General features: G+C 66.3%; 19 protein-coding genes. 6 read left to right on the top strand and 13 right to left on the bottom strand.

Annotated features, from left to right (window positions below; genetic code table 11):
• Window positions 1-3 precede the first annotated feature (3 nt).
• Both mltF (ACOOFO_RS08815) and mltF (ACOOFO_RS08810) read right to left on the bottom strand, forming a co-directional pair.
• The gene (gene mltF / locus ACOOFO_RS08815) at window positions 4-1,374 is read right to left on the bottom strand and encodes a membrane-bound lytic murein transglycosylase MltF (RefSeq protein WP_420426413.1); all 1,371 of its coding nucleotides are present in this window, start codon (window positions 1,372-1,374) and stop codon (window positions 4-6) included.
• A gap of 70 nt (window positions 1,375-1,444) precedes the next feature.
• Window positions 1,445-2,806, bottom strand: coding sequence for a membrane-bound lytic murein transglycosylase MltF (gene mltF, locus ACOOFO_RS08810; protein ID WP_420426412.1), 1,362 nt, complete (start codon window positions 2,804-2,806; stop codon window positions 1,445-1,447).
• A 160-nt stretch (window positions 2,807-2,966) separates the two neighbouring features.
• Between mltF (ACOOFO_RS08810) and ACOOFO_RS08805 the strand changes: the two genes are divergently transcribed.
• The 4 genes from ACOOFO_RS08805 to ACOOFO_RS08790 all read left to right on the top strand — a co-directional run bounded on the left by ACOOFO_RS08805 (window position 2,967) and on the right by ACOOFO_RS08790 (window position 6,055).
• Entirely contained in the window at window positions 2,967-3,410 is a 444-nt protein-coding gene (locus tag ACOOFO_RS08805) for an FxsA family protein (RefSeq protein ID WP_420426411.1), read from the top strand.
• Window positions 3,411-3,506: 96 nt separating this feature from the next.
• The gene (locus tag ACOOFO_RS08800; protein ID WP_420426410.1) at window positions 3,507-4,238 is read left to right on the top strand and encodes a phosphoadenylyl-sulfate reductase; all 732 of its coding nucleotides are present in this window, start codon (window positions 3,507-3,509) and stop codon (window positions 4,236-4,238) included.
• An 18-nt stretch (window positions 4,239-4,256) separates the two neighbouring features.
• The gene (locus ACOOFO_RS08795) at window positions 4,257-4,643 is read left to right on the top strand and encodes an RNA-binding S4 domain-containing protein (RefSeq protein ID WP_420426409.1); all 387 of its coding nucleotides are present in this window, start codon (window positions 4,257-4,259) and stop codon (window positions 4,641-4,643) included.
• 77 nt (window positions 4,644-4,720) lie between these two features.
• Window positions 4,721-6,055 (top strand): MBL fold metallo-hydrolase, encoded by a 1,335-nt coding sequence (locus ACOOFO_RS08790; protein WP_420426408.1) that lies wholly within the window; start codon window positions 4,721-4,723, stop codon window positions 6,053-6,055.
• Between the two features lie 36 nt (window positions 6,056-6,091).
• Here the strand turns inward: ACOOFO_RS08790 and ACOOFO_RS08785 are convergent, their stop codons facing one another.
• Genes ACOOFO_RS08785 through purM form a run of 3 tightly spaced genes read right to left on the bottom strand, consistent with a single transcriptional unit; the run spans window position 6,092 to window position 8,513 of the window.
• A complete protein-coding gene (locus ACOOFO_RS08785; protein WP_420426407.1) occupies window positions 6,092-6,823 on the bottom strand; it encodes a DUF3108 domain-containing protein in 732 nt (243 codons plus the stop codon).
• A complete protein-coding gene (purN, locus tag ACOOFO_RS08780) occupies window positions 6,823-7,482 on the bottom strand; it encodes a phosphoribosylglycinamide formyltransferase (protein WP_420426406.1) in 660 nt (219 codons plus the stop codon). Before purN ends, ACOOFO_RS08785 begins: the two co-directional genes overlap by 1 nt.
• Window positions 7,479-8,513: a phosphoribosylformylglycinamidine cyclo-ligase gene (gene purM / locus ACOOFO_RS08775; RefSeq protein ID WP_420426405.1), complete on the bottom strand. Its 1,035-nt coding sequence runs from the start codon at window positions 8,511-8,513 to the stop codon at window positions 7,479-7,481. Before purM ends, purN begins: the two co-directional genes overlap by 4 nt.
• 115 nt (window positions 8,514-8,628) lie before the next feature.
• Here purM and ACOOFO_RS08770 point away from each other — a divergent pair, with 115 nt between their 5' ends.
• Together ACOOFO_RS08770 and ACOOFO_RS08765 are read left to right on the top strand one after the other, a co-directional pair.
• Window positions 8,629-9,696 (top strand): AI-2E family transporter, encoded by a 1,068-nt coding sequence (locus tag ACOOFO_RS08770; RefSeq protein WP_420426404.1) that lies wholly within the window; start codon window positions 8,629-8,631, stop codon window positions 9,694-9,696.
• Between the two features lie 7 nt (window positions 9,697-9,703).
• The gene (locus ACOOFO_RS08765) at window positions 9,704-10,375 is read left to right on the top strand and encodes an HdaA/DnaA family protein (protein ID WP_420426403.1); all 672 of its coding nucleotides are present in this window, start codon (window positions 9,704-9,706) and stop codon (window positions 10,373-10,375) included.
• 7 nt (window positions 10,376-10,382) lie between these two features.
• Here the strand turns inward: ACOOFO_RS08765 and ACOOFO_RS08760 are convergent, their stop codons facing one another.
• The 8 genes from ACOOFO_RS08760 to prmC form a co-directional block, all read right to left on the bottom strand.
• Window positions 10,383-10,787 (bottom strand): hypothetical protein, encoded by a 405-nt coding sequence (locus ACOOFO_RS08760; protein ID WP_420426402.1) that lies wholly within the window; start codon window positions 10,785-10,787, stop codon window positions 10,383-10,385.
• 32 nt (window positions 10,788-10,819) lie between these two features.
• The gene (wrbA, locus tag ACOOFO_RS08755) at window positions 10,820-11,419 is read right to left on the bottom strand and encodes an NAD(P)H:quinone oxidoreductase (protein ID WP_420426401.1); all 600 of its coding nucleotides are present in this window, start codon (window positions 11,417-11,419) and stop codon (window positions 10,820-10,822) included.
• Between the two features lie 14 nt (window positions 11,420-11,433).
• Window positions 11,434-12,150 (bottom strand): hypothetical protein, encoded by a 717-nt coding sequence (locus ACOOFO_RS08750; protein WP_420426400.1) that lies wholly within the window; start codon window positions 12,148-12,150, stop codon window positions 11,434-11,436.
• A 168-nt stretch (window positions 12,151-12,318) separates the two neighbouring features.
• Window positions 12,319-14,688: a penicillin acylase family protein gene (locus ACOOFO_RS08745; RefSeq protein WP_420426399.1), complete on the bottom strand. Its 2,370-nt coding sequence runs from the start codon at window positions 14,686-14,688 to the stop codon at window positions 12,319-12,321.
• 72 nt (window positions 14,689-14,760) lie between these two features.
• Entirely contained in the window at window positions 14,761-15,342 is a 582-nt protein-coding gene (locus ACOOFO_RS08740) for a lytic transglycosylase domain-containing protein (RefSeq protein ID WP_420426398.1), read from the bottom strand.
• The gene (locus ACOOFO_RS08735; protein WP_420429704.1) at window positions 15,308-17,011 is read right to left on the bottom strand and encodes a proline--tRNA ligase; all 1,704 of its coding nucleotides are present in this window, start codon (window positions 17,009-17,011) and stop codon (window positions 15,308-15,310) included. The genes ACOOFO_RS08740 and ACOOFO_RS08735 overlap by 35 nt, the downstream gene beginning before the upstream one ends.
• Window positions 17,012-17,074: 63 nt before the next feature.
• Window positions 17,075-17,521: a Mov34/MPN/PAD-1 family protein gene (locus tag ACOOFO_RS08730; RefSeq protein ID WP_420426397.1), complete on the bottom strand. Its 447-nt coding sequence runs from the start codon at window positions 17,519-17,521 to the stop codon at window positions 17,075-17,077.
• Window positions 17,522-17,535: 14 nt separating this feature from the next.
• A complete protein-coding gene (gene prmC, locus ACOOFO_RS08725; protein WP_420426396.1) occupies window positions 17,536-18,399 on the bottom strand; it encodes a peptide chain release factor N(5)-glutamine methyltransferase in 864 nt (287 codons plus the stop codon).
• Window position 18,400 lies beyond the last annotated feature (1 nt).

Raw genomic sequence — 18,400 nt, 5'->3', positions numbered from 1 at the left:
CACTCAGAAGTCGTTGGCGATGACGTCGCGGTAGTTGCGAATCCGCTGCACGTATTGCACCGGCTCATGGCCGCGCGCGTAGCCGTACTTGAGGTCCTTGTAGTAGTCGGGCTCGCTGAGCAGCGGCAGAACCTCGCGCATGTCGGCCCAGGAATCGGGGTCCCGGCCGAGCTCGCGCGCCAGCTTGCGGGCATCGAGCAGATGCGCGCGACCCACGTTGTAGGCAGCCAATGCCAAAAAACTGCGATCAGGTTCGGGAATGGTGTCGGGCAGGCGCGCACGCTGATCGGCCAGATAGCGGGCCCCGCCATCAATGGCTTGCTCGGGATCAAGGCGATCCTCCACCCCCAGCGACTTCGCGGTGTTCTGTGTCAGCATCATGATGCCGCGCACACCGGTGGGGCTGCGCGCAGTCGGATCCCAATGCGATTCCTGATAGGCCTGCGCCGCGAGCAGATCCGGTGCCAGTTCGGTGCGTTCGGCCGCCTCCTGGAAGAGCGGCTTGTAGGCCGGCAGTTCACTCTCCATCTTGCGGTTGAGCGCACGCAGGTCGACGAAGTCGAACTCGGAGATGTAGTCGTAGTAGCGATTGCCCATCGCCGTGATGGCTTGCTGACCGCTGTCACCCCGCATCCACTGCGCCGACTGCTCGGCCAGTGCGGCGTGTCCCGGCGCAACGTACCAGGCCAGGGCGCGCGGCGCGCCGATGTCGAGCACGACATCCAGATTGGGAAAGATGCGCCGGTTCATCGCCACGATGGTGTCATCGGCCACCGTGCAGAAGGTGCCGTCCTGGGCAACCGCGGCGAGTAGACGTTCCGTGCCCATCGCATCGGTGGTATCAAAAGCGATCGTGGTAGCGGCGCCGGCATTGCGATCTTGCAAGGAATCGGCGTAACTGGTGCCTGCACCCACGAGGATGCGCGTGCCTTCCGGCAGCTGCTCCAGGTCTTTGCCGCGCACCTGCCCGCGTTGGCAAACCAGCTCCTCCTGCACCTCGCGGTAGCTGCCGCCGGGGAGGAATCGGGCGTCACGCGCCTCGGTGCGACTCAGACCTGCGGCAGCCATATGCGCCTTGCCCTGCTCCAGCGCCTGCAGCACCCCAGCCGTGGTATCCAGCACCTTCCATTCCACCGTCATGCCCTGCGCCGCGGCGAAGGCTGCCACCAGATCGTACTCCGGGCCGGAAGCCTTGCCATGACGATCGAAGACATACGCGGTGGCCGCGTTTCTCGTGGCGACCACCAGCGGCTGCGTCTCGGAGGGTGCCGCAAGCTCCTTGCCCGCAGCGCCTTCCGGACTGCCGCCACAAGCGCTCAGGCTCAGTGCCAGCGCCAAGGCAAGGGTGAAACCGACCGCCTTTCCATACCTCACAACGCGCTCCCTTGATTCTTGAACAACTTCAAGACCTTAACAACTGACGAGCGTGGCCCTCGGCGGTGTCTCAAAAATGGTGGCGGATGACGTCACGATAGTTGCGAATGCGTTGCACGTAATACACGGGCTGGTAACCGCGGGCATAGCCAAACTTGAGCTGCTGGTAGTAGCGCTCCTCCGTCAGCAGCGGGAGCACCTCACGCATGTCTGCCCATGAATCCGGATTCCGGCCCAGCCGTCGCGCCAAGCTCCGTGCGTCGAGCAGGTGGGCACGGCCAAGGTTGTAGGCCGCAAGCGCGAGGTAACTGCGGTCGGGCTCCGGAATATGGGCAGGGAGGCGGTCGCGCTGTTCGGCCAGATAGCGTGCACCCCCTTCGATAGCCTGTGTGGGGTCCAGGCGGTCCACTCCAAGATATTCGGCCGTGCGCTCGGTCAGCATCATCATTCCGCGAACGCCGGTACGGCTGCGTGCATCCGGGTCCCAGTGCGACTCCTGATAGGACAGCGCTGCAAGCAGATCCGGCGCCAACTGCGTCTTCTGCGCCGCCTTCAGGAAGAGCGGCTTGAAGCGAGGCAATCGTGTCTCGACGCGGCGATTGAGCGCGCGCAAATCCACGAAATCGAAATCCGGAATATAGGCGTAGTAGCGGTACTCCATGTGATCGATGGCCGCGCGCCCGTCTGCACTTCCCAGCCACTCCCGGGCAGAGGCGGCCACATCCTCGAAAGCTTGCGCCGCATACCAAACGAGCTGCTTCGGCTTGCCGACCTCGGTCACCACATCGAGATGCGGCAATGTGCGGCGGATGAGGGCGACAATGGTGGAATCCGCGAGCGTGCAGAAGCCGCCCTTCTCGTCGATCTCGCGCAACAGCGCCTCGGTGCTGCGCCGTTGCACGACCTTGAAATCCGTCACGACACCGGCCGCCTTCATCCGCTGCAGCGTATCGACATAGCTCGTCCCGGCCGCCACCCGGAGCACCGTATCGGCGGGTAGCGCATCGAGGGAGGACAGCCGTAGATGATGGCGCTGGCAGACCAATACCTCGCGGACGGCGCGATACGGTGCCGTGACCCGAAAGCGCTGGTCGCGACCGACGGTTCGGGTCAGGCCTGCCGCGGCCAGATGGGCCTCGCCCCGATCAAGGGCGCGCAAGACGGCATCGGTGGAGTCTTTGACCAGCCAACGCAGTGGCACGCCCTGCGCCTCCGCAAAGGCGCGCACCAGCCCCACCTCAGGGCCGGCCGGCAGCCCCCGCCGATCGAGCCGGTAGGACGTGGGGGCATTGCGGGTGACAACCACCAGCGGCTGGGTTTCCGAAGGGGGTTCGCTGGCAGGCGGCACCGCTTGCCCGCAGCCAGCGAGCAGCCCCACAGCCAGCAACAACAGGCTTCGCTCGCGTCGCATTCGGAACTGGGCTCGCTGCATGGTCGAATCTCTTATGGTTCTGTTTGCCCGTGCAGCAAGATTACCAGCGCGTTGTCGGTCGACGAGGCTGCCGCGTGCGCACTGCGGGCACGTTATGCTTGGCATGCCCGTGTTCGTGACTGTCACGCACTGGCCGCTTCCCCCACCGCGTGGAGCACCCATGCCCCTCGTTGTCTTCATCCTCTGGATGGTGCTCGAAATCCTGCTCAGTGCCCGTATCGCCGATGCCATCGGCGGTGGCGGCGTACTGCTCTGGATGCTGGGCAGTATCGCGCTTGGCGTGATCATCATCCGCCGCACCGGTTTTCAGGTTGTGCAGGAGCTGCAGGCGGCGCTGGCGCGCGAAGAGATCCCGGCGCGGACCCTGCTCAACGCACTGTTCCACTTCCTGGCCGGCATGCTGCTGATCCTGCCCGGCCCGCTATCGGATAGCCTGGCCGTGCTGCTGCTGATCCCGCAGATCCGGGCACCGGCCCTGAGTGCTGCCGACGCCGGCGTACGCCGCGCGCGCCCCCATTTCCACGAACCCACCATCATCGAAGGCGAGTTCGTTGAAGTGCGCCGGGACCGTTCCATCGACCGCGATGAAGACCACAGCAGTTAGACCTCAAGTGCATATCATTAAAGACATTGCACACAAAAGGTTTTAAAAACACTTGTCCGCCCGTATCATTCGGCCATGGATCGAGAGGCCACCCCCATGACCGAAACCGCTGCCGAGCTGGCGACGATATCCGCCGCGCCCAGCCCGTCGCGCGGCCGCGCCGCACCCTCGGAAGGACGCATCGCGCAGCTCAACGCCGACTACGCGCCGCTGGACTTCAAGCAGCGGCTGCACCGTCTGTACGAGGACTTTTCCCCCTCGCGGGTATTGGTGACGTCCTCCTTTGCGGCCACCTCGGCCTACTTCCTGCACATTATTCACAGTGTGCGCCCGGAGCAGCCGATCGCCTTCATCGACACCGGTTACCACTTTCCGGAAACCATCGCCTATCGGGACTACCTCACCGAATTGTTCGGCCTGAGCGTCTTCTCGCTGCGCGCGGAGGAGTGGAAGCACCAGTTCACCCGCGAGGACAAGACCTACCAGCGCGACCCGGATTTCTGCTGTGCGGTCAACAAGGTCGAGCCCCTGGAAGCCGCCAAGCCTGGCTACGATGTCTGGGTCTCCAGCCTGATGCGCTGGCAGACGGACCACCGGGCCGACATGGAAATCTTCGAGTGGCGCCGCGGCATTCTCAAGTTCAACCCGATGATTGACGTCAGCCGCGAGGCGCGCGACGCCTACATCCGCGAACACGACCTGCCCTTTCATCCACTGGTGAAGGAAGGCTACTCATCCATTGGCTGCGTGCACTGCACGGTCAAGGGAGACGGCCGTGCTGGACGTTGGCAGGGCAAGCCGAAAACGGAGTGCGGACTGCATCTCTAGTTTGTACGCTATGCGCGTATGAACGAGGAATCCGCAGGCGTCCGCCTGGATAAATGGCTGTGGGCAGCGCGCTTCTTCCGCACCCGCAGTCTCGCCCGCACTGCCATCGAGGCGGGGCATGTCCGCTACGACGATCAACGCCCTAAGGTCAGCAAGAACGTGCAGGTGGGCGCGCAGCTCCGCATCCGGCGCGGTCAGGAAGATTTCGAAGTCACGGTTGTGGCCCTGTCTGACCAGCGCCGTGGCGCACCCGAAGCACAACGGCTGTATCAGGAACACGCCGACAGCATCGAGCGCCGCGAGCAGGCACGGCTGGAGCGACGCGCGAACCGGATGCCGCAGCCCGAAGGCCGACCGGATCGGCGCGACCGCCGCGCCCTGCGCCGCTTCAAGACGGGCGACTGAAGCCTGCCCAGACCGAGCGCCTGCGTTACCCTTTGTCACATGACTGAACGCCCTCGCTCCCTGCGCTGCGCCGCCCCATGACGGCCAAGATCCACGACGCGGCCGCGGCCGTCCTCCTGCACGAAGGCCGGGTGTTGCTGGTTCAGCGCCACGCCCATCTCTCCGCCTTTCCCGGCTACTGGGCCTTCCCCGGTGGCAAGGTCGACGCGGCCGACCGAATCGATGGCGAGGACATCGCACTGGCGCGGCAGCGCGCCATGGCGCGCGAGGTGCATGAGGAAATCGGAATCGATCTTCCGACCATGCTGGCCGACCACCTGGTGGCCGATATGGCCGAGATCGGCGCAGCCACCACCCCATCGGTGGCCACCCACCGCTTTGCCACGCATTTCTACCGGGTCGACCTGCGCATCCGGCCAGACCTGACCCTGGAACCCGGCGAGATCAGCGACGCGCAGTGGCACACTCCCGAGGAATGGGTGGATGCCTGGCGCGAAGGCCGCCTGCTGTGCGCGCCACCCACGGTGGCCATCCTGCAGGCACTGGCCGCTGACCCCACGGCGCACCGCGCGCCCGACCTGTCCCGCGACTTCGAGCCGGCGGATCGTATTGCCTATGTCGAGCCGGTGGGTGGCCTGCGTATCCTGCCGGTACGCTCGCACACCATTCCGCCCGCCCAGCACACCAACTGCGTCTATATCGTTGGCAGCGGGTTGCTGATCGACCCCTCGCCGGCCTCCGATGCCGAGCTGCAGCGCCTGGAGAAGGCCATCGCCGGCTGGCCGCTGGATGCGATCTTCCTCACACACCATCACCCCGACCACTGCGAGCGCGCCAATGTGCTGGCGCGCAGGCATGAGGTGCCGCTGCGCTGCTCCGCCGACACCCGCGCGCGCATTGCCGCGCGCGAGGGGGCGCAGTGGTTCGATGGCCTCACCGTGGAGTGCGTTGCCGACGGCGACCGCATCGCGACCTGGCAGGGTGAAGCGGTACACGCCATCGCGGTGCCCGGGCACGATGCCGGCCAACTGGCGCCGACGGCGGCATCGCGCGCCTGGTCACTGGTGTCCGATCTCATCCAGGGCGTGGGAACGGTCGTCGTGGGCGGTGACGAAGGTGACATGGCGCAGTACTTCGCTTCGCTCGAGCGCATCATCGCCCTCGATCCCATGGTCATCATTCCCTCCCATGGCATGGCCATGGGAGGCACCTGGAAGCTGCAGGCCACTCTCGCCCACCGCGAAATGCGCGAACAGCAGGTGGCGAGCCTGTACGACGCTGGCGAGAGCATCGAGCGCATCGTCGAGCAGATCTACGGCGACAGTACGCCGCCCTTCCTGATGCCGCTGGCGCGCGTCAACGTGGAATCCCACCTGCACAAGCTGCGCCAGGAAGGACGCATCGCGGCCTGAGATGACCGCCATCGCATGGAACTGTGACCTTAGGCGTCAGCCGTCATCGTGCGCTGTGTACTGCTGCAGCTCCATGCGTAGCTGCACCTTGCCATCCTTGCCGGATTCCACCTTCACCGGCATATAACCGGCGTCCGGCGCCACCCAGTAGCGGCTGATGCGATCGGTCTCGATGCGCCCAATAAGGAAGGCATCGTAGCGGCCTGCAGGGACCTTCACGGACTCCTCGCCCTTCACTTCCAGCGTGTATTCGCGCATGCGGTCGTCCTCGACCATAGTGAAGGTGTACTGCCCCTCCGGCGGTTCCGGCGCCTGCTGCATGACCCAGGCGCGCACGGCCTGGTGCATACCGAAGCGGTCCTGCGCATTGTTCGGCATCGTGCGTGTCTGCCCGGCGCCGCGCACCTCGCCCTTGACCGCGTCGAAATCGAGCTCGAAGCTCTCGTCGCCGTGCTTGAACTGGAAACGCACCGGGCGGACCTGCCCGTCAATCAGACAGAAATGGCTGATTTCCTCGGGTTCTCCGTAGAAGACGCGCACCATGGCGCGCGGCTTGGCGGTCGAGTGATAGCGATAGCAGTAGGTGCCCTCGCGTTGCAGCTCGAGGGTGATCTCGCCCAGCCGGATTCCGTTCCAGGTCGCGGTGTAGACTGCGGTGAAGGTGGGCAGCGCCTGCACTGGATCACCGGCCGCGCCCACCGCACCGCCCGGCCCCGAGGCCGCCGCAGCGAGCGTGGCTGCTTGTACCCAACGTTGAATACGCATCATCAGAAGCCTTCCTCTAGAGCCGTCATGTCCAGCGGTGCGCGCAGCGGCGCACCGTCGAAGTACACAGTGCTCTGGCGGCATTGCACGCGTCCGGCACAGGCCCAGGCCACCGCCTGCGGGTAGATGCGCAGTTCGATGTCCGACATGACGCGTTCCGCCAAGCCTGCTTCGTCATCATCCGGGTGCACCCTGCATGCCCCCTGAACGATCACCGGTCCGCCATCCAGTTCGTCGGTCACGAAGTGCACGCTGGCGCCGTGCTCGGCATCCCCCGCCGCCAGAGCGCAACGATGGGTATGCAAGCCCCGGTGGCGCGGCAGCAATGAGGGGTGGATATTCAGCATGCGGCCCGCAAAGCGCTGCACGAAGGCGCCGCCGAGGACACGCATGAAGCCGGCGAGGATGACCCAGTCCGGCTGCACTGCCTCGACCGTGTCAGCAAGCGCGGCGTCGAATCCAGCGCGTGTGGCAAACCCGCGATGGTCCAGTACCTGGCACTCGATACCCGCCTGCTCGGCGAAGTCTAGCGCCGCCGCCTGTGGCTGATTGCATACCACCCGGGTGACGCATCCATCGATGCGGCCGTCCGTACAGGCGGCATGCAGGGCGCGCAGATTTCGGCCACGCCCGGAGACGAGCACGCACAGACGTGCCGTCATGCGCTGTAGCGGACGCTCTGCTCGGCGTTTTCCTCGACGGCGCCGATCACCACCGGCGCCTCGCCCGCATCGCGCAGGCAGGCCAGCGCGTCGTCGACGCGCTCTGCCGGCACCGCGAGCACGAAACCAATGCCGCAGTTGAACGTACGCAGCATTTCCAGCGGCTCGACATTGCCGGCCTCGGCCAGCCAGTCGAAGAGTGCGGGGCGCTTCCAGGCGTCCGGGTCGATGCGCACGCCGCAGCCCTCGGGCAGAAAGCGCGGTACATTCTCGGTCAGGCCGCCGCCGGTGATGTGGGCCATGCCGTGCACCGGCACCTTGGCCAGCAGATCGCGCACGGGCGCGCAGTAAATGCGCGTGGGCTTGAGCAGATGATCGCCCAGCGTCTCGCCGTCCAGCACCTCGTCCAGGCTGGCGCCGTGGCGTGCAAGAATGGCGCGCACCAGCGAATAGCCGTTGGCGTGCAGACCGGAGGAGGGCAAGCCGATCAGCACGTCTCCGGCGCGTACGCGCTGACGGCCGTCGACGATGCCGTCCGCCTCCACCACGCCCACCGCAAAGCCGGCCAGATCGAAATCCCCGCTGCCGTACATCCCCGGCATTTCCGCCGTCTCGCCGCCGATCAGAGAACACCCCGCCTGGGTGCAGCCATCGGCGATGCCGGCCACCACCTCGGCGGCAACCTTGCGATCGAGCACGCCCGTGGCGTAGTAATCCAGGAAGAACAGCGGTTCCGCACCCAGACAAAGGATGTCGTTGACGCACATGGCGACGAGGTCAACGCCCAGGCCACGCACACGCTCGCTGTCGATGGCAAGACGCAGCTTGGTGCCCACACCGTCCGTGCCGGACACCAGCACCGGATCCTTGTAGCCCTTGGGAATTCGCATCAGCGCGCCGAATCCGCCCACCGCACCCAAGGTCTCGGGCCGCTGCGTGGGTGCTGCCAGGCGTTTGATGTCTTCAACCAGCGCATCGGCTTCGTCGATATCCACACCGGCGTCGCGGTAGGTCATGGAGGATTGGGTCATACCTGGATGCGTCTCAGCTGGTCAGGGAGTGGTGGCGATATTATTGCAGGCTGTACCGCCATCGCGCCGCCGCCCTTCGCGCCCCGGCATGCCACTCCTCCCAGAGCCGAGCCCCATGACCGAGCACCGCGCCGAAACCCTGATCTGGATCAGCGCCGGGATCGCCCTGCTGATCCTGCTCTGGCTGCTCACTCCCATTCTCCTGCCCTTCGTCCTGGGTGCCGCGCTGGCCTATCTGGGCGACCCCATCGTCGACCGCCTGGAGCGCTGGCGGATGTCGCGCACCACGGGAGTCACCGTCGTGTTCACGGTCATCACCCTGGGAACCCTGCTGGTGACCGCATTGCTGATTCCGCTGCTGCAGCAGCAGGTTCAGGTCTTTCTGCAGCGGGTTCCGGAATACCTGCAGTGGGCACAGGACGTGGTGCTCCCGGCTGTGGGCGTGCAGATTCCAGAAGGCGGGCGCATCGATGCGGACAGCCTGCGCAACTTGGTCAAGGAAAACTGGGAGCAAGCCGGCAGCATCGTGCGCGAGATTCTGCTGCACGCCACACGCTCAACCGGCACCTTGCTGACACTGGTGGTCAACGTGCTGATGGTGCCGGTGGTCACCTTCTATCTGCTGCGCGACTGGGACCGCCTGCTGGCCTGGCTCGATGCCATGATTCCACGGCGCATGATCGGAAAAGTGCGCGAGATCGCGCGCGAAACGGATGCCGTCCTCGCCGCCTTTCTGCGCGGGCAACTCGCGGTCATGGCCTCACTGGCAGTGATCTACACCACCGGGTTGTGGCTTGCCGGCCTGGATCTCGCACTCCTCATCGGCATCGGCGCCGGACTGGTCAGTTTCGTGCCCTACCTCGGTCTCTTCGTAGGCCTGACCGCCGCGGTCATCGCCATGCTCTTCCAGGAGCAGGCCCTGCTGCCCGTGATCTGGGTTCTGCTCGTCTTCGGGATCGGACAGATCCTCGAAACGGCCGTGCTGACGCCGCTGCTGGTCGGGGATCGCATCGGACTGCACCCGGTGGCCGTGATCTTTGCCATTCTCGCCGGTGGCCAGCTCTTCGGCTTCGTTGGTGTGCTGCTGGCACTGCCGGCCTCGGCCGGCATCGCCGTACTGCTGCGCCACACCAAGCAGCGCTGGCTGCACAGCCCGCTCTACGCAGGCCCCGGCGAGGACTGAAGCGACCGTGCCCGAACAGCTCCCGCTCGCCGTCGCGCAACGCAGCAGCCCGACCCTGGACCGCTTCGTTGTGGGCGACAACGGCGAGGCCCTGCACGCCTTGCGTCATCATGCCGGGCTGCTCTACCTGAGTGGCCCAACCGGCAGCGGAAAGACCCACCTGCTGCGCGGGCGGGCGCGCGAGATTGCGGGTGCCCGCTATCTTGAGGCGAGGGATATCGCCGAACATCCGGAGGCATTGCTCGACGGCTCCGATACGGTGCCCTGGCTAGGCGTCGACGACGTGACCGCCCTGGCCAATGCACGCGAAGCGGCCATTACCTTCGCCCGTGTGCTGGATCGCCGCAGTGGGGAGCGCCTGCCGACCGTGGTCAGTGCGCGTCTTGATGTCGCTGCGCTGCCCGAGGTTCTGCGCGATCTGCAGACGCGACTGTCACAGGGCACGGCCTTCCGTCTGCGGCCACCCGATGAGACCGCATTGGCGCACTGGCTGCAGCAACGTGCCGACGAGCGGGGGCTTGAGTTGGCCGCGGGTGCCTCGGACTGGTTACTGCGCCACCTGCCGCGGGATCCCGGTCATCTCGACCAAGCCCTTCAGCGCCTGGATGTGGCGGCCCTGGCTGCGAAACGCAACCGCATCACGGCGCCCTTCGCGCGTTCGGTGCTGGGCGCGCGCTAGGCGCGGCTCAGGCCGCGTCTTCGCCCGCGCGATGCGCCGCCGCTCTGGCCGCCGCGCGCCGCCGCTCCACCGCTGCAAAGCGCACATAGGTAGTGCTGCTCAGGAACAGCGCAGCGCCCAGACAGGCGACCAGGAGTCCACCCTGGTCCCGGAAGACGAGGCCAATACCGATGTAGCCCACGATGATCAGACTCATCAAGGCGTGCGCATAACTGCTGCGACGCACCAGCCACGGCAGGAAGAGGATCAGGGGCGCAGCGGCCACCCAGCCGATGGGTCCGTTGCTCACCAATACCGCAAGCATCGCCACCATCAGGGCCAGGCCCAGCGCCCAGACGCCCATCGCTGGCGTGAGCGTGCGCTCCGCCCCGGGCGTGCCTTGCGTCACTTCATGATCTGCCAATTGCTTCATGCTGCCTTCGCTCGTGCATGTGGGCGATGCCTTCAGGCAAGGCGTACGGCGAGCTCCGCGACGCGCTGGCCCAGGGCTTGCGCCAGTGCCGTTTCGTCATCGTCAAGCGCCCGACCTTGCTGGCCGGCCCAATGCGAAGCCCCGTAGGGCGTACCGCCTGAGCGCGTGCCAGTAAGTGCCGGCTCCGAATAGGGCAGGCCGGCTACCACCATGCCGTGGTGCATCAATGGAAGGAGCATGCTCAACAAGGTGCTTTCCTGTCCGCCGTGCAGACTCGCTGTCGAAGTAAAGACACCGGCAGGTTTGCCGCTGAGCGCACCCGACATCCACAGCGAGGCGGTACCGTCCAGGAAATATTTCAGCGGTGCCGCCATGTTGCCGAAGCGCGTCGGGCTGCCGAGCAGCAGCCCATCGCAGGCAGCGAGCTCCTCGTGGCTAGCATAGGGCGGGCCATCCTCGGGGACCTCAGGCGCCGAGGCCTCGGTATCCGGCGATACCGCCGGCACCGAGCGCAGGAGTGCTTCGCAACCCTTGACACGCTCCACACCCCGCGCCACTTCGCGCGCCAGCAGGGCAGTGCCGCCGTTTCGAGAGTAGTACAACACCAGCAACCGCCGTGCGGAACGCGCCACCCTGTGTGCTCCGATCAGTAGAAAGGATCGCCCTCGGGGCCGCGGAAGCTGTAGCGGAATCCGAGACGAATGTCGTCCGCGGTGTAGTCGCCGCCCTCGTCGAGATCGTATTCGGCCATACGGTACTCACCGATGACCGCAAAGGAATTGCTGATCTGGAAGGCTACGCTGCCGAGAATTTCCTCAAGCTCGCCGAAATCGAACTCATTGGCCATGCGATAGGTGGCCGCCACGTGCAGATTGGGGATGACCACCCAGTTGACGCCACCGCGGTAGGAAATGCTGGAGCTGCTCTCGTTTGCCGTGGCCCCACTGGCACCGATCACGCGGACCTCGGTATCGAAATTACCCACCGACAGGAAGGGCGTAATGACATCGTTCTCGCCAATGCCATAGCGGATACCGCCATCGAAGTACTGTTCGCGCAACCGCCGTGAGGAACCTTCCGGTGTCGTGCCGTCGCGCTGCTCGGCGTTGTCGATGTTCACGCTCTGAAAGGCGCCTTCGACGAAGAGCAGACTGCCCAGCCCCATGCGCAGCCGCATGCCGGCGCCGATGTCGGAATCATCGACACCCTGTTCGCTGATGTCGCTTTCCAGGGCCGTGTAGGTCAGATAGGCATCAATCGCCGAAAAGGGCGACATGCCCTCCTCGCCCACCTGGGCCGTGGCGCTGAATGCAGCGCTTGCCCCCAGCAAACCGGCAATGGACACAATGCTTAGTTGGCGCATGGAACCTCCCGTTCTCCCGCATTCATTGTTCTGGCAGACCCGCCCGCCGGCGCGCCGTTCAGCGCGTTGATCACGGCAGCCCCCGGTTGGTCTGGTAAAGGCCTAAGCCTAAAGCAAGCCAAAGCATTACACATCTGGGCGCAGCGAGTGGCATGGGCCATGGCATGCTCATGACGGCGGCTGCAAACGCAGGCGGCTGACGGTGGCACCCGGTAACAGCGGGCTCGGACGCGCCCGTACCCAGTCGTCATGCCCCGCCCGGTAATGCGGCGACAGGGGGTGGCCGCTCTGCCCGCCCGGCATGTGGAAAATGCCTTCCGCCTCCCGCCCTGGCATGACGGCCAGGCGCTGCGACGCCCCAAAGCGCGGCCCCTGTACGCGGACTACGTCGCGGTCACCCGGCAGCGCCACCGGCGGCATATCCAGCAAGGCGGCCAGCGCCGGTACGGCGCGGCTGAGCGGATGACGCATATCGAGCTGATTGATCCGGCCCCATGGCCTTTGCGCCACGGCCCCCTCGCCGCGCCCGATAACCACGTCGAGGGCGTCAAGTAGCAGCGCGGACCAGCTGGCATAGCGCGGGTCGAGCAGATGGGGCGGCTGTGTCGTGATCAAGGCCCACACCGCGGCCTGGCTGGCCGGAAAATCCACTACGAAGTCCGGATAGCGCGCTCGAATAGGTGCCGCAACAGCGTGCAGCACCTGATCGCTGACGCGCTGGTTCCAGCGCCTTAGCAGGGCGTAACGCGCACTGTCGACGCGTGCCATGGGCACGCCGTCGTCGAGCAGCGCACGTACGCTGTCGCGCCACGGGTAGTTCTCGGCATCCGGCGCGTCGAGCAATTCCCGCAGCAGCCGCTGCCAGTGCGCCAGATAGTGGTTCTCGACATCGGTCTGTATCGCCAGCGCCGCAGCGGCATCGACGGGAGCGGCGGTCGTCTCCACGACCTCCATCAGGCGTTGCTGGCGCGCCGGGAAGGCGTATCCGCCATCCCCCACGCGGTCGAGATCGGCGCCATCCAGCAGACGAGCATTGGCGGTCGCAAGGCGTCCGCCGGCTGGATCGAGCAGGCGCGGATAGTCGTCGTCCGTGAGCCAGCCGCGCCACTCCCCCGCCTGCTCCCAGGGCAGGGGCCGCACCGCCGCCGTTCCACCCCGGTCCGGTATCCGGCCAGCGAGTGTCCAGCCGATACGGCCATCCCGGGTCGCTACCAGCGCCGACTGCGGCGGAAGCCCAGCGCCATTGAGCACTCGCACGGCGTCTTCCAGGCTGCGCGCGGATTCCATGCCCAGAACGTCGAGATTGACGGCGCCCTGCTGCGCCGCCAGCCAGCGCACGGCATGGCGTTCATCGGCGGTGGCGCCTTCCACCACCGGCCCCCAGCGCGTGCTCTCGACGACCAGGACTTCATCATCGGCGCCGGCCACTTCCAGCGTCTGCTCGCTGCGCACAAAGGGCTCCACCCCCGCGGGAGCGCGATAGCCTCCCTCGGCGAGTTCGAGCACCACGCGCTCGGACCAGGCGCCGTAGCTGTTGGTGAAGGTCCAGGCGACATGGCCGTTGGAGCCGGCCACCATCAGCGGCAGACCCGGCAGTGTCACCCCAATCAGGTCCAGACGCTCCGCCGCTTGCGCGTCCGCATTGCCTGGAATGCGCAGGCGCATGCGATACCAGGTGTTGGGCAGATCCAGTCCAAGATGCATGTCGCCGGCGACCAGGGCCGCCCCGGTGGCGGTATGGGCCGCTGCCACCGCGAAGTTGTTGCTGCCCAGCCCGGACAGGCGCCGCGTCGAGGCGGGCTCGCCCGAGAACAGGGCACTGGGCAGGCTGCGCAGATCCAGTGCCTCCGCCCCGGGTATCGGCGGCATGGGCACCGCCTTCCCCTGCAGCGGTGCATCCCACGGTGTGCGCGTGGGCACCAGAAAGTCCACCAGCCCAGCGGGTAGCACGGTCTCCATGCGCGCCAGCTTGAGGGCACGCTCGGCGTGTTCATCGGTCAGCAGGAAGAACATCGCAGCCGCTACCAGAAAGGTGTCTTCCACGGCCCACGGTTGCGGGTTCTGCCCCAGCAACAGGTATTCCATGGGATCCGCCCGAAGCTGCTCCAGGCCGGCGTTGACACCGTCCCGGTACGCGAACAGCAGCGCCTGCTCCTCGGCGGGCAACTGTCGGATCCAGCCCCGCGCGCGCTTGCGCAGCAAAAAAATTCGACGCTGGCGATCCAGGGGCAGGGCCTTGGCCCCAACCAGAGCCGCGAGCTCCCCGGCGCCGCCCCGCCGCGCCAGATCCATCTGGAAGAAGCGCTCCTGTGCGTGCAGGAAGCCCGTCGCGCGTGCAAGATCAGCGCGACTTTGAGCCGTGACCGTGGGCACGCCTTGCGCATCGCGCTCGACGCTCACCGCCGCGTCCAGCCCGCGCAAGGGCAGCGCGCCCTCCAACCGCGGCCGACTCGCCCACAACACGATGTACGCAGCGGCGACGACCGAGACGCCCACACCGCCCACCACCAACAGGCTTCGAAGCAGCCATCTCGCCATCGCCCTCTCCCGTGCCGCGACCACTGCGTTGACGCTAGCCTGCCACGCCCCCGGGTTGGCGACCAGTCCGCGTCAGCGGGCGTACCAGCGGGCGTCCAGGGCCTTGAACACGCGGTCGGGGTACCACAACTTGCCGAAGCTGCCGTTATAGCGCGCAAGGGCCTCGTGCCATCGCCCTTCGGAACGCTGGTAGTAGTGACTGAGAATGGTGCAGCCGTAGCGCAGGTTGGTGGCCACATCGAAGAGGTTGTCTTGCGGCCGACCCAGCTCCTCCAGCCAGAAGGGCATGACCTGCATCAGGCCGCGCGCGCCAGCGTGCGACAACGCAAAGCGTTCAAAGCGCGACTCCACCTCGATCACCGCCAGCACCATTTCGGGTGGGACACCGGCACGCGTGGCCTCGGCGTGGATCAGGCGCAGCCACTCCAGGCGCCGCTGGCGGTCCGGGACAAAGACTTCGAGACGCTGTGCCATATCGAGCAGCCACACCTCGGCATCGAAGGGATGCGCAAAGCTGTCCGACGCGCTCACTGCCTCCATCAGGGCAGCGCGCAACTCCGGCGAGACCGGCGGCGCGGCCTCTGTCGCCCGCACGCCGCCGCTCGCCAGCAGCAGGCTGCTAGCCAGCGCGTATGCGATCCAGGAGCGCGGCATGATCCGAAGAAATGCGCTTTGCCTCGCTGTCACTGCGATGGCGGTACTCATATTGGTCGTCGGCGAGTGCCTTGTCGCCAATGACCACGCGGTGCGGGATGCCGAGCAGTTCGCTGTCGGCAAACATGACGCCGGGCCGCAGTCCACGGTCATCGAGCAGCACCTCGACGCCGGCGGCCTGCGCATCGGCGTAGAGCCGCTCCGCCGCCTCGCGCACGGCCTCCGAGCGGTCCATGCCAATAGGGCAGATGACGAGTGCAAAGGGCGCGATGGCCTGCGGCCAGCGGATGCCCTGTTCGTCGTGGCACTGCTCCACCACGGCTGCGGCGATACGCGACACCCCGATGCCATAGCACCCCATCTGCGGCGTGACCGATGCCCCGTCAGCGTCGAGCACGGTCAACTCCATGGCACGGGCGTACTTGTCGCCCAACTGGAAGATGTGACCGACCTCGATGCCGCGCAGGAAGCGAATGCGCCCCTGGCCATCCGGGCTGGGGTCGCCTTCGGCGATGTTGCGCAGATCGGCCACCGCCGGCTCCGGGCAATCGCGGCCCCAGTTGACCCCGGTGGTGTGGAAGTCGTGGCGGTTGGCGCCGCAGACGAAGTCCGCCAGAACCGCGGCCGCATGGTCGGCAATGACCGGGACGGGGCAATTGCGCACCCCGAGAAAGCCGGGCTCGCAGCCGAATACGGACTGGATGCGTGCCCCCTCGGCCAACTGCAGCGGCGCCGCCACGGCGGGATGCCGCTCCGCCTTGATCTCGTTGAGTTCGTGGTCACCCCGCAGCGCCAGCGCGACCAGATTGCCGTCGCTGCCTTCGACCACGACCAGCTTCAGGGCCTGCTCCAGTGGGATCGCGAGCAGTTCGGCCACCGCGGCACAGGTTGAGCGCCCCGGGGTGGCGACATCCTGTGCTTCCTGGCTTGCCTCTGGACGCGTCAGCGTCGTGCCGCAGGCAGCGGCCTCGATGTTGGCAGCAAAGTCGCTGCCGTCCGAGACCGCCAGCAGATCCTCTCCCGCGCCGGCCACCACATGGAACTCTTCCGAGGCGGTGCCGCCGATATCACCCGTGTCGGCCTGCACGATGCGGTAATCGACCCCCAGTCGATCAAAGATGCGCTGGTAGGCCACGCGCATGCCGGCGTACTCACGCGCCAGATCGGCGCTGTCCATATGGAAGGAATAGGCGTCCTTCATGATGAATTCGCGGGCGCGCATGAGCCCGAAGCGCGGGCGAATCTCGTCGCGGAACTTGGTCTGGATCTGGTAGAGGTTCAGCGGCAGCTGCTTCCACGAACGCACGTCCTGTTTGACGTGGTAGGTCACGACCTCCTCGTGCGTGGGCCCGTAACAGAAATCGCGCTTGTGGCGGTCCTTCAGGCGCAGCATCAGCGAGCCCATCTGCTCCCAGCGACCGCTGGCCTGCCACAGCTCGGCCGGATGCACCGACGGCATCAGGACCTCCTGCGCGCCGGCGCGATTCATTTCCTCGCGCACGATGGCGGTGATCTTCTGCAGGACGCGCAGGCCCATCGGCATCCAGGTATAGAGCCCCGAGCCCAGACGGCGAATCAACCCCGCGCGCAGCATCAGTTGATGCGAAACCAGTTCCGCCTCGGCAGGCGTCTCGCGGGTGGTGGGCACAAGCATTTGCGACAGCCGCATGGCGCGTAGGTCCTTGCTCAACAGTGGAACATCACATTCTAGCGAGGGCAGCGACGGCGTCGCTCATTCATCGCTGACAATCAGCCGCTGCTCGCGCGGCCCGTCATCGCCGAAGCGCCAGGCGCGCAGTTGCAGCACCCCACGGATATCCAGCGAGACGATGATCTGGATCGCTTCCGGGTGTCCGCTTTCGCGCAGATCGGCAGTCGAGGGCGTGGCATCACCGTGCGGATGGGAGTGATAGATCGCCCACAGCTGCTGCCCGGCTTCGCGCATCCGGCGATGGGCGGCCACCAGCGCCTCTGCATCCATCTCGAAGGCCCGCTCCGGCGCGGCAGCGGCGTTCCGAATGGGATAGATGCGTTTCTCGCCACCACCGCCTTCGGCGATCAGGCCACAAACCTCCTGGTCCGGCTGTTTCTGCGCTTGGTGCATCAGTTGGATGGCGATACGGCGCGGCAGCACGATGGCTGGCGTCTCCCCAGGGTCTGCTTCGCGTTGAGTTCCCACGTGCTCCTCACTTGTCATCGGAGGGCACCAACGGCGCGCTGTCCAACGCTCACCCGTTCATGCCCGTTCAGATCCATCACACTCTCGACCGCCTCGAAGCCGGCGTCGCTCAATAACGCGCGCACGGCTTCCGCTTGATCCCAACCGTGTTCCAGCAACAGCAAGCCACCCGGCCGCAACACACGGCCTGCGTCGCCGATGATGGCGCGAATGGCATCCAGCCCATCAGGGCCGGACACCAGGGCGCTGGCTGGCTCCGCGGCCAGGGCGGCCAGGTGCGGGTCACCCTCGGCGACATAGGGCGGATTGCTGACCAGTGCATCCACGCTCTGGGCCGCGAGTGCCGCGGTCCAGTCCGCGCACAGCCAGTTCACGCGACAGGCGTGATGCCGCCCATTGCCCTGCGCCACGCGCAAGGCCTGAAACGAGCGGTCAGTGGCCATCATTCGACAATCAGGACGCTCGCGCGCCAGTACCACCGCTACTGCCCCACTGCCTGTCCCCAAGTCCACCACCACGGCGTCCGGCGGGATACGCTCGATGGCGCACTCCACCAAAGTCTCTGTATCGGGGCGCGGGATCAGCACACTCGGATCCACCGCCAGATCGATGCCGAAGAATTCCTTAACCCCGAGGGTATAGGCCACCGGCGTACCGCTGGAGCGCGCCGTGAGCGCGTCCTCGAAACGTGCGCGCACGGAGGTGGTTGGCTCGTGATCCGGCCAGGCGTAGAGAAAGCTACGCGGCTTGCCGAGGGCCGCTGCCAGTAGCACTTCCGCATCCAGTGCAGCGCTATCCGAGCGCTCGGCCAGTTGCGCCCGCGCCGCGCGAAGCAGCGCAGCGATGGTGGCCCTGCTGCCGGACTCCGGGTCGCTCACC

This window comes from Algiphilus sp. (assembly GCF_965216485.1).
Lineage (GTDB): Bacteria > Pseudomonadota > Gammaproteobacteria > Nevskiales > Nevskiaceae > Algiphilus.
This window is presented reverse-complemented; position numbering and strand designations above follow the sequence as displayed.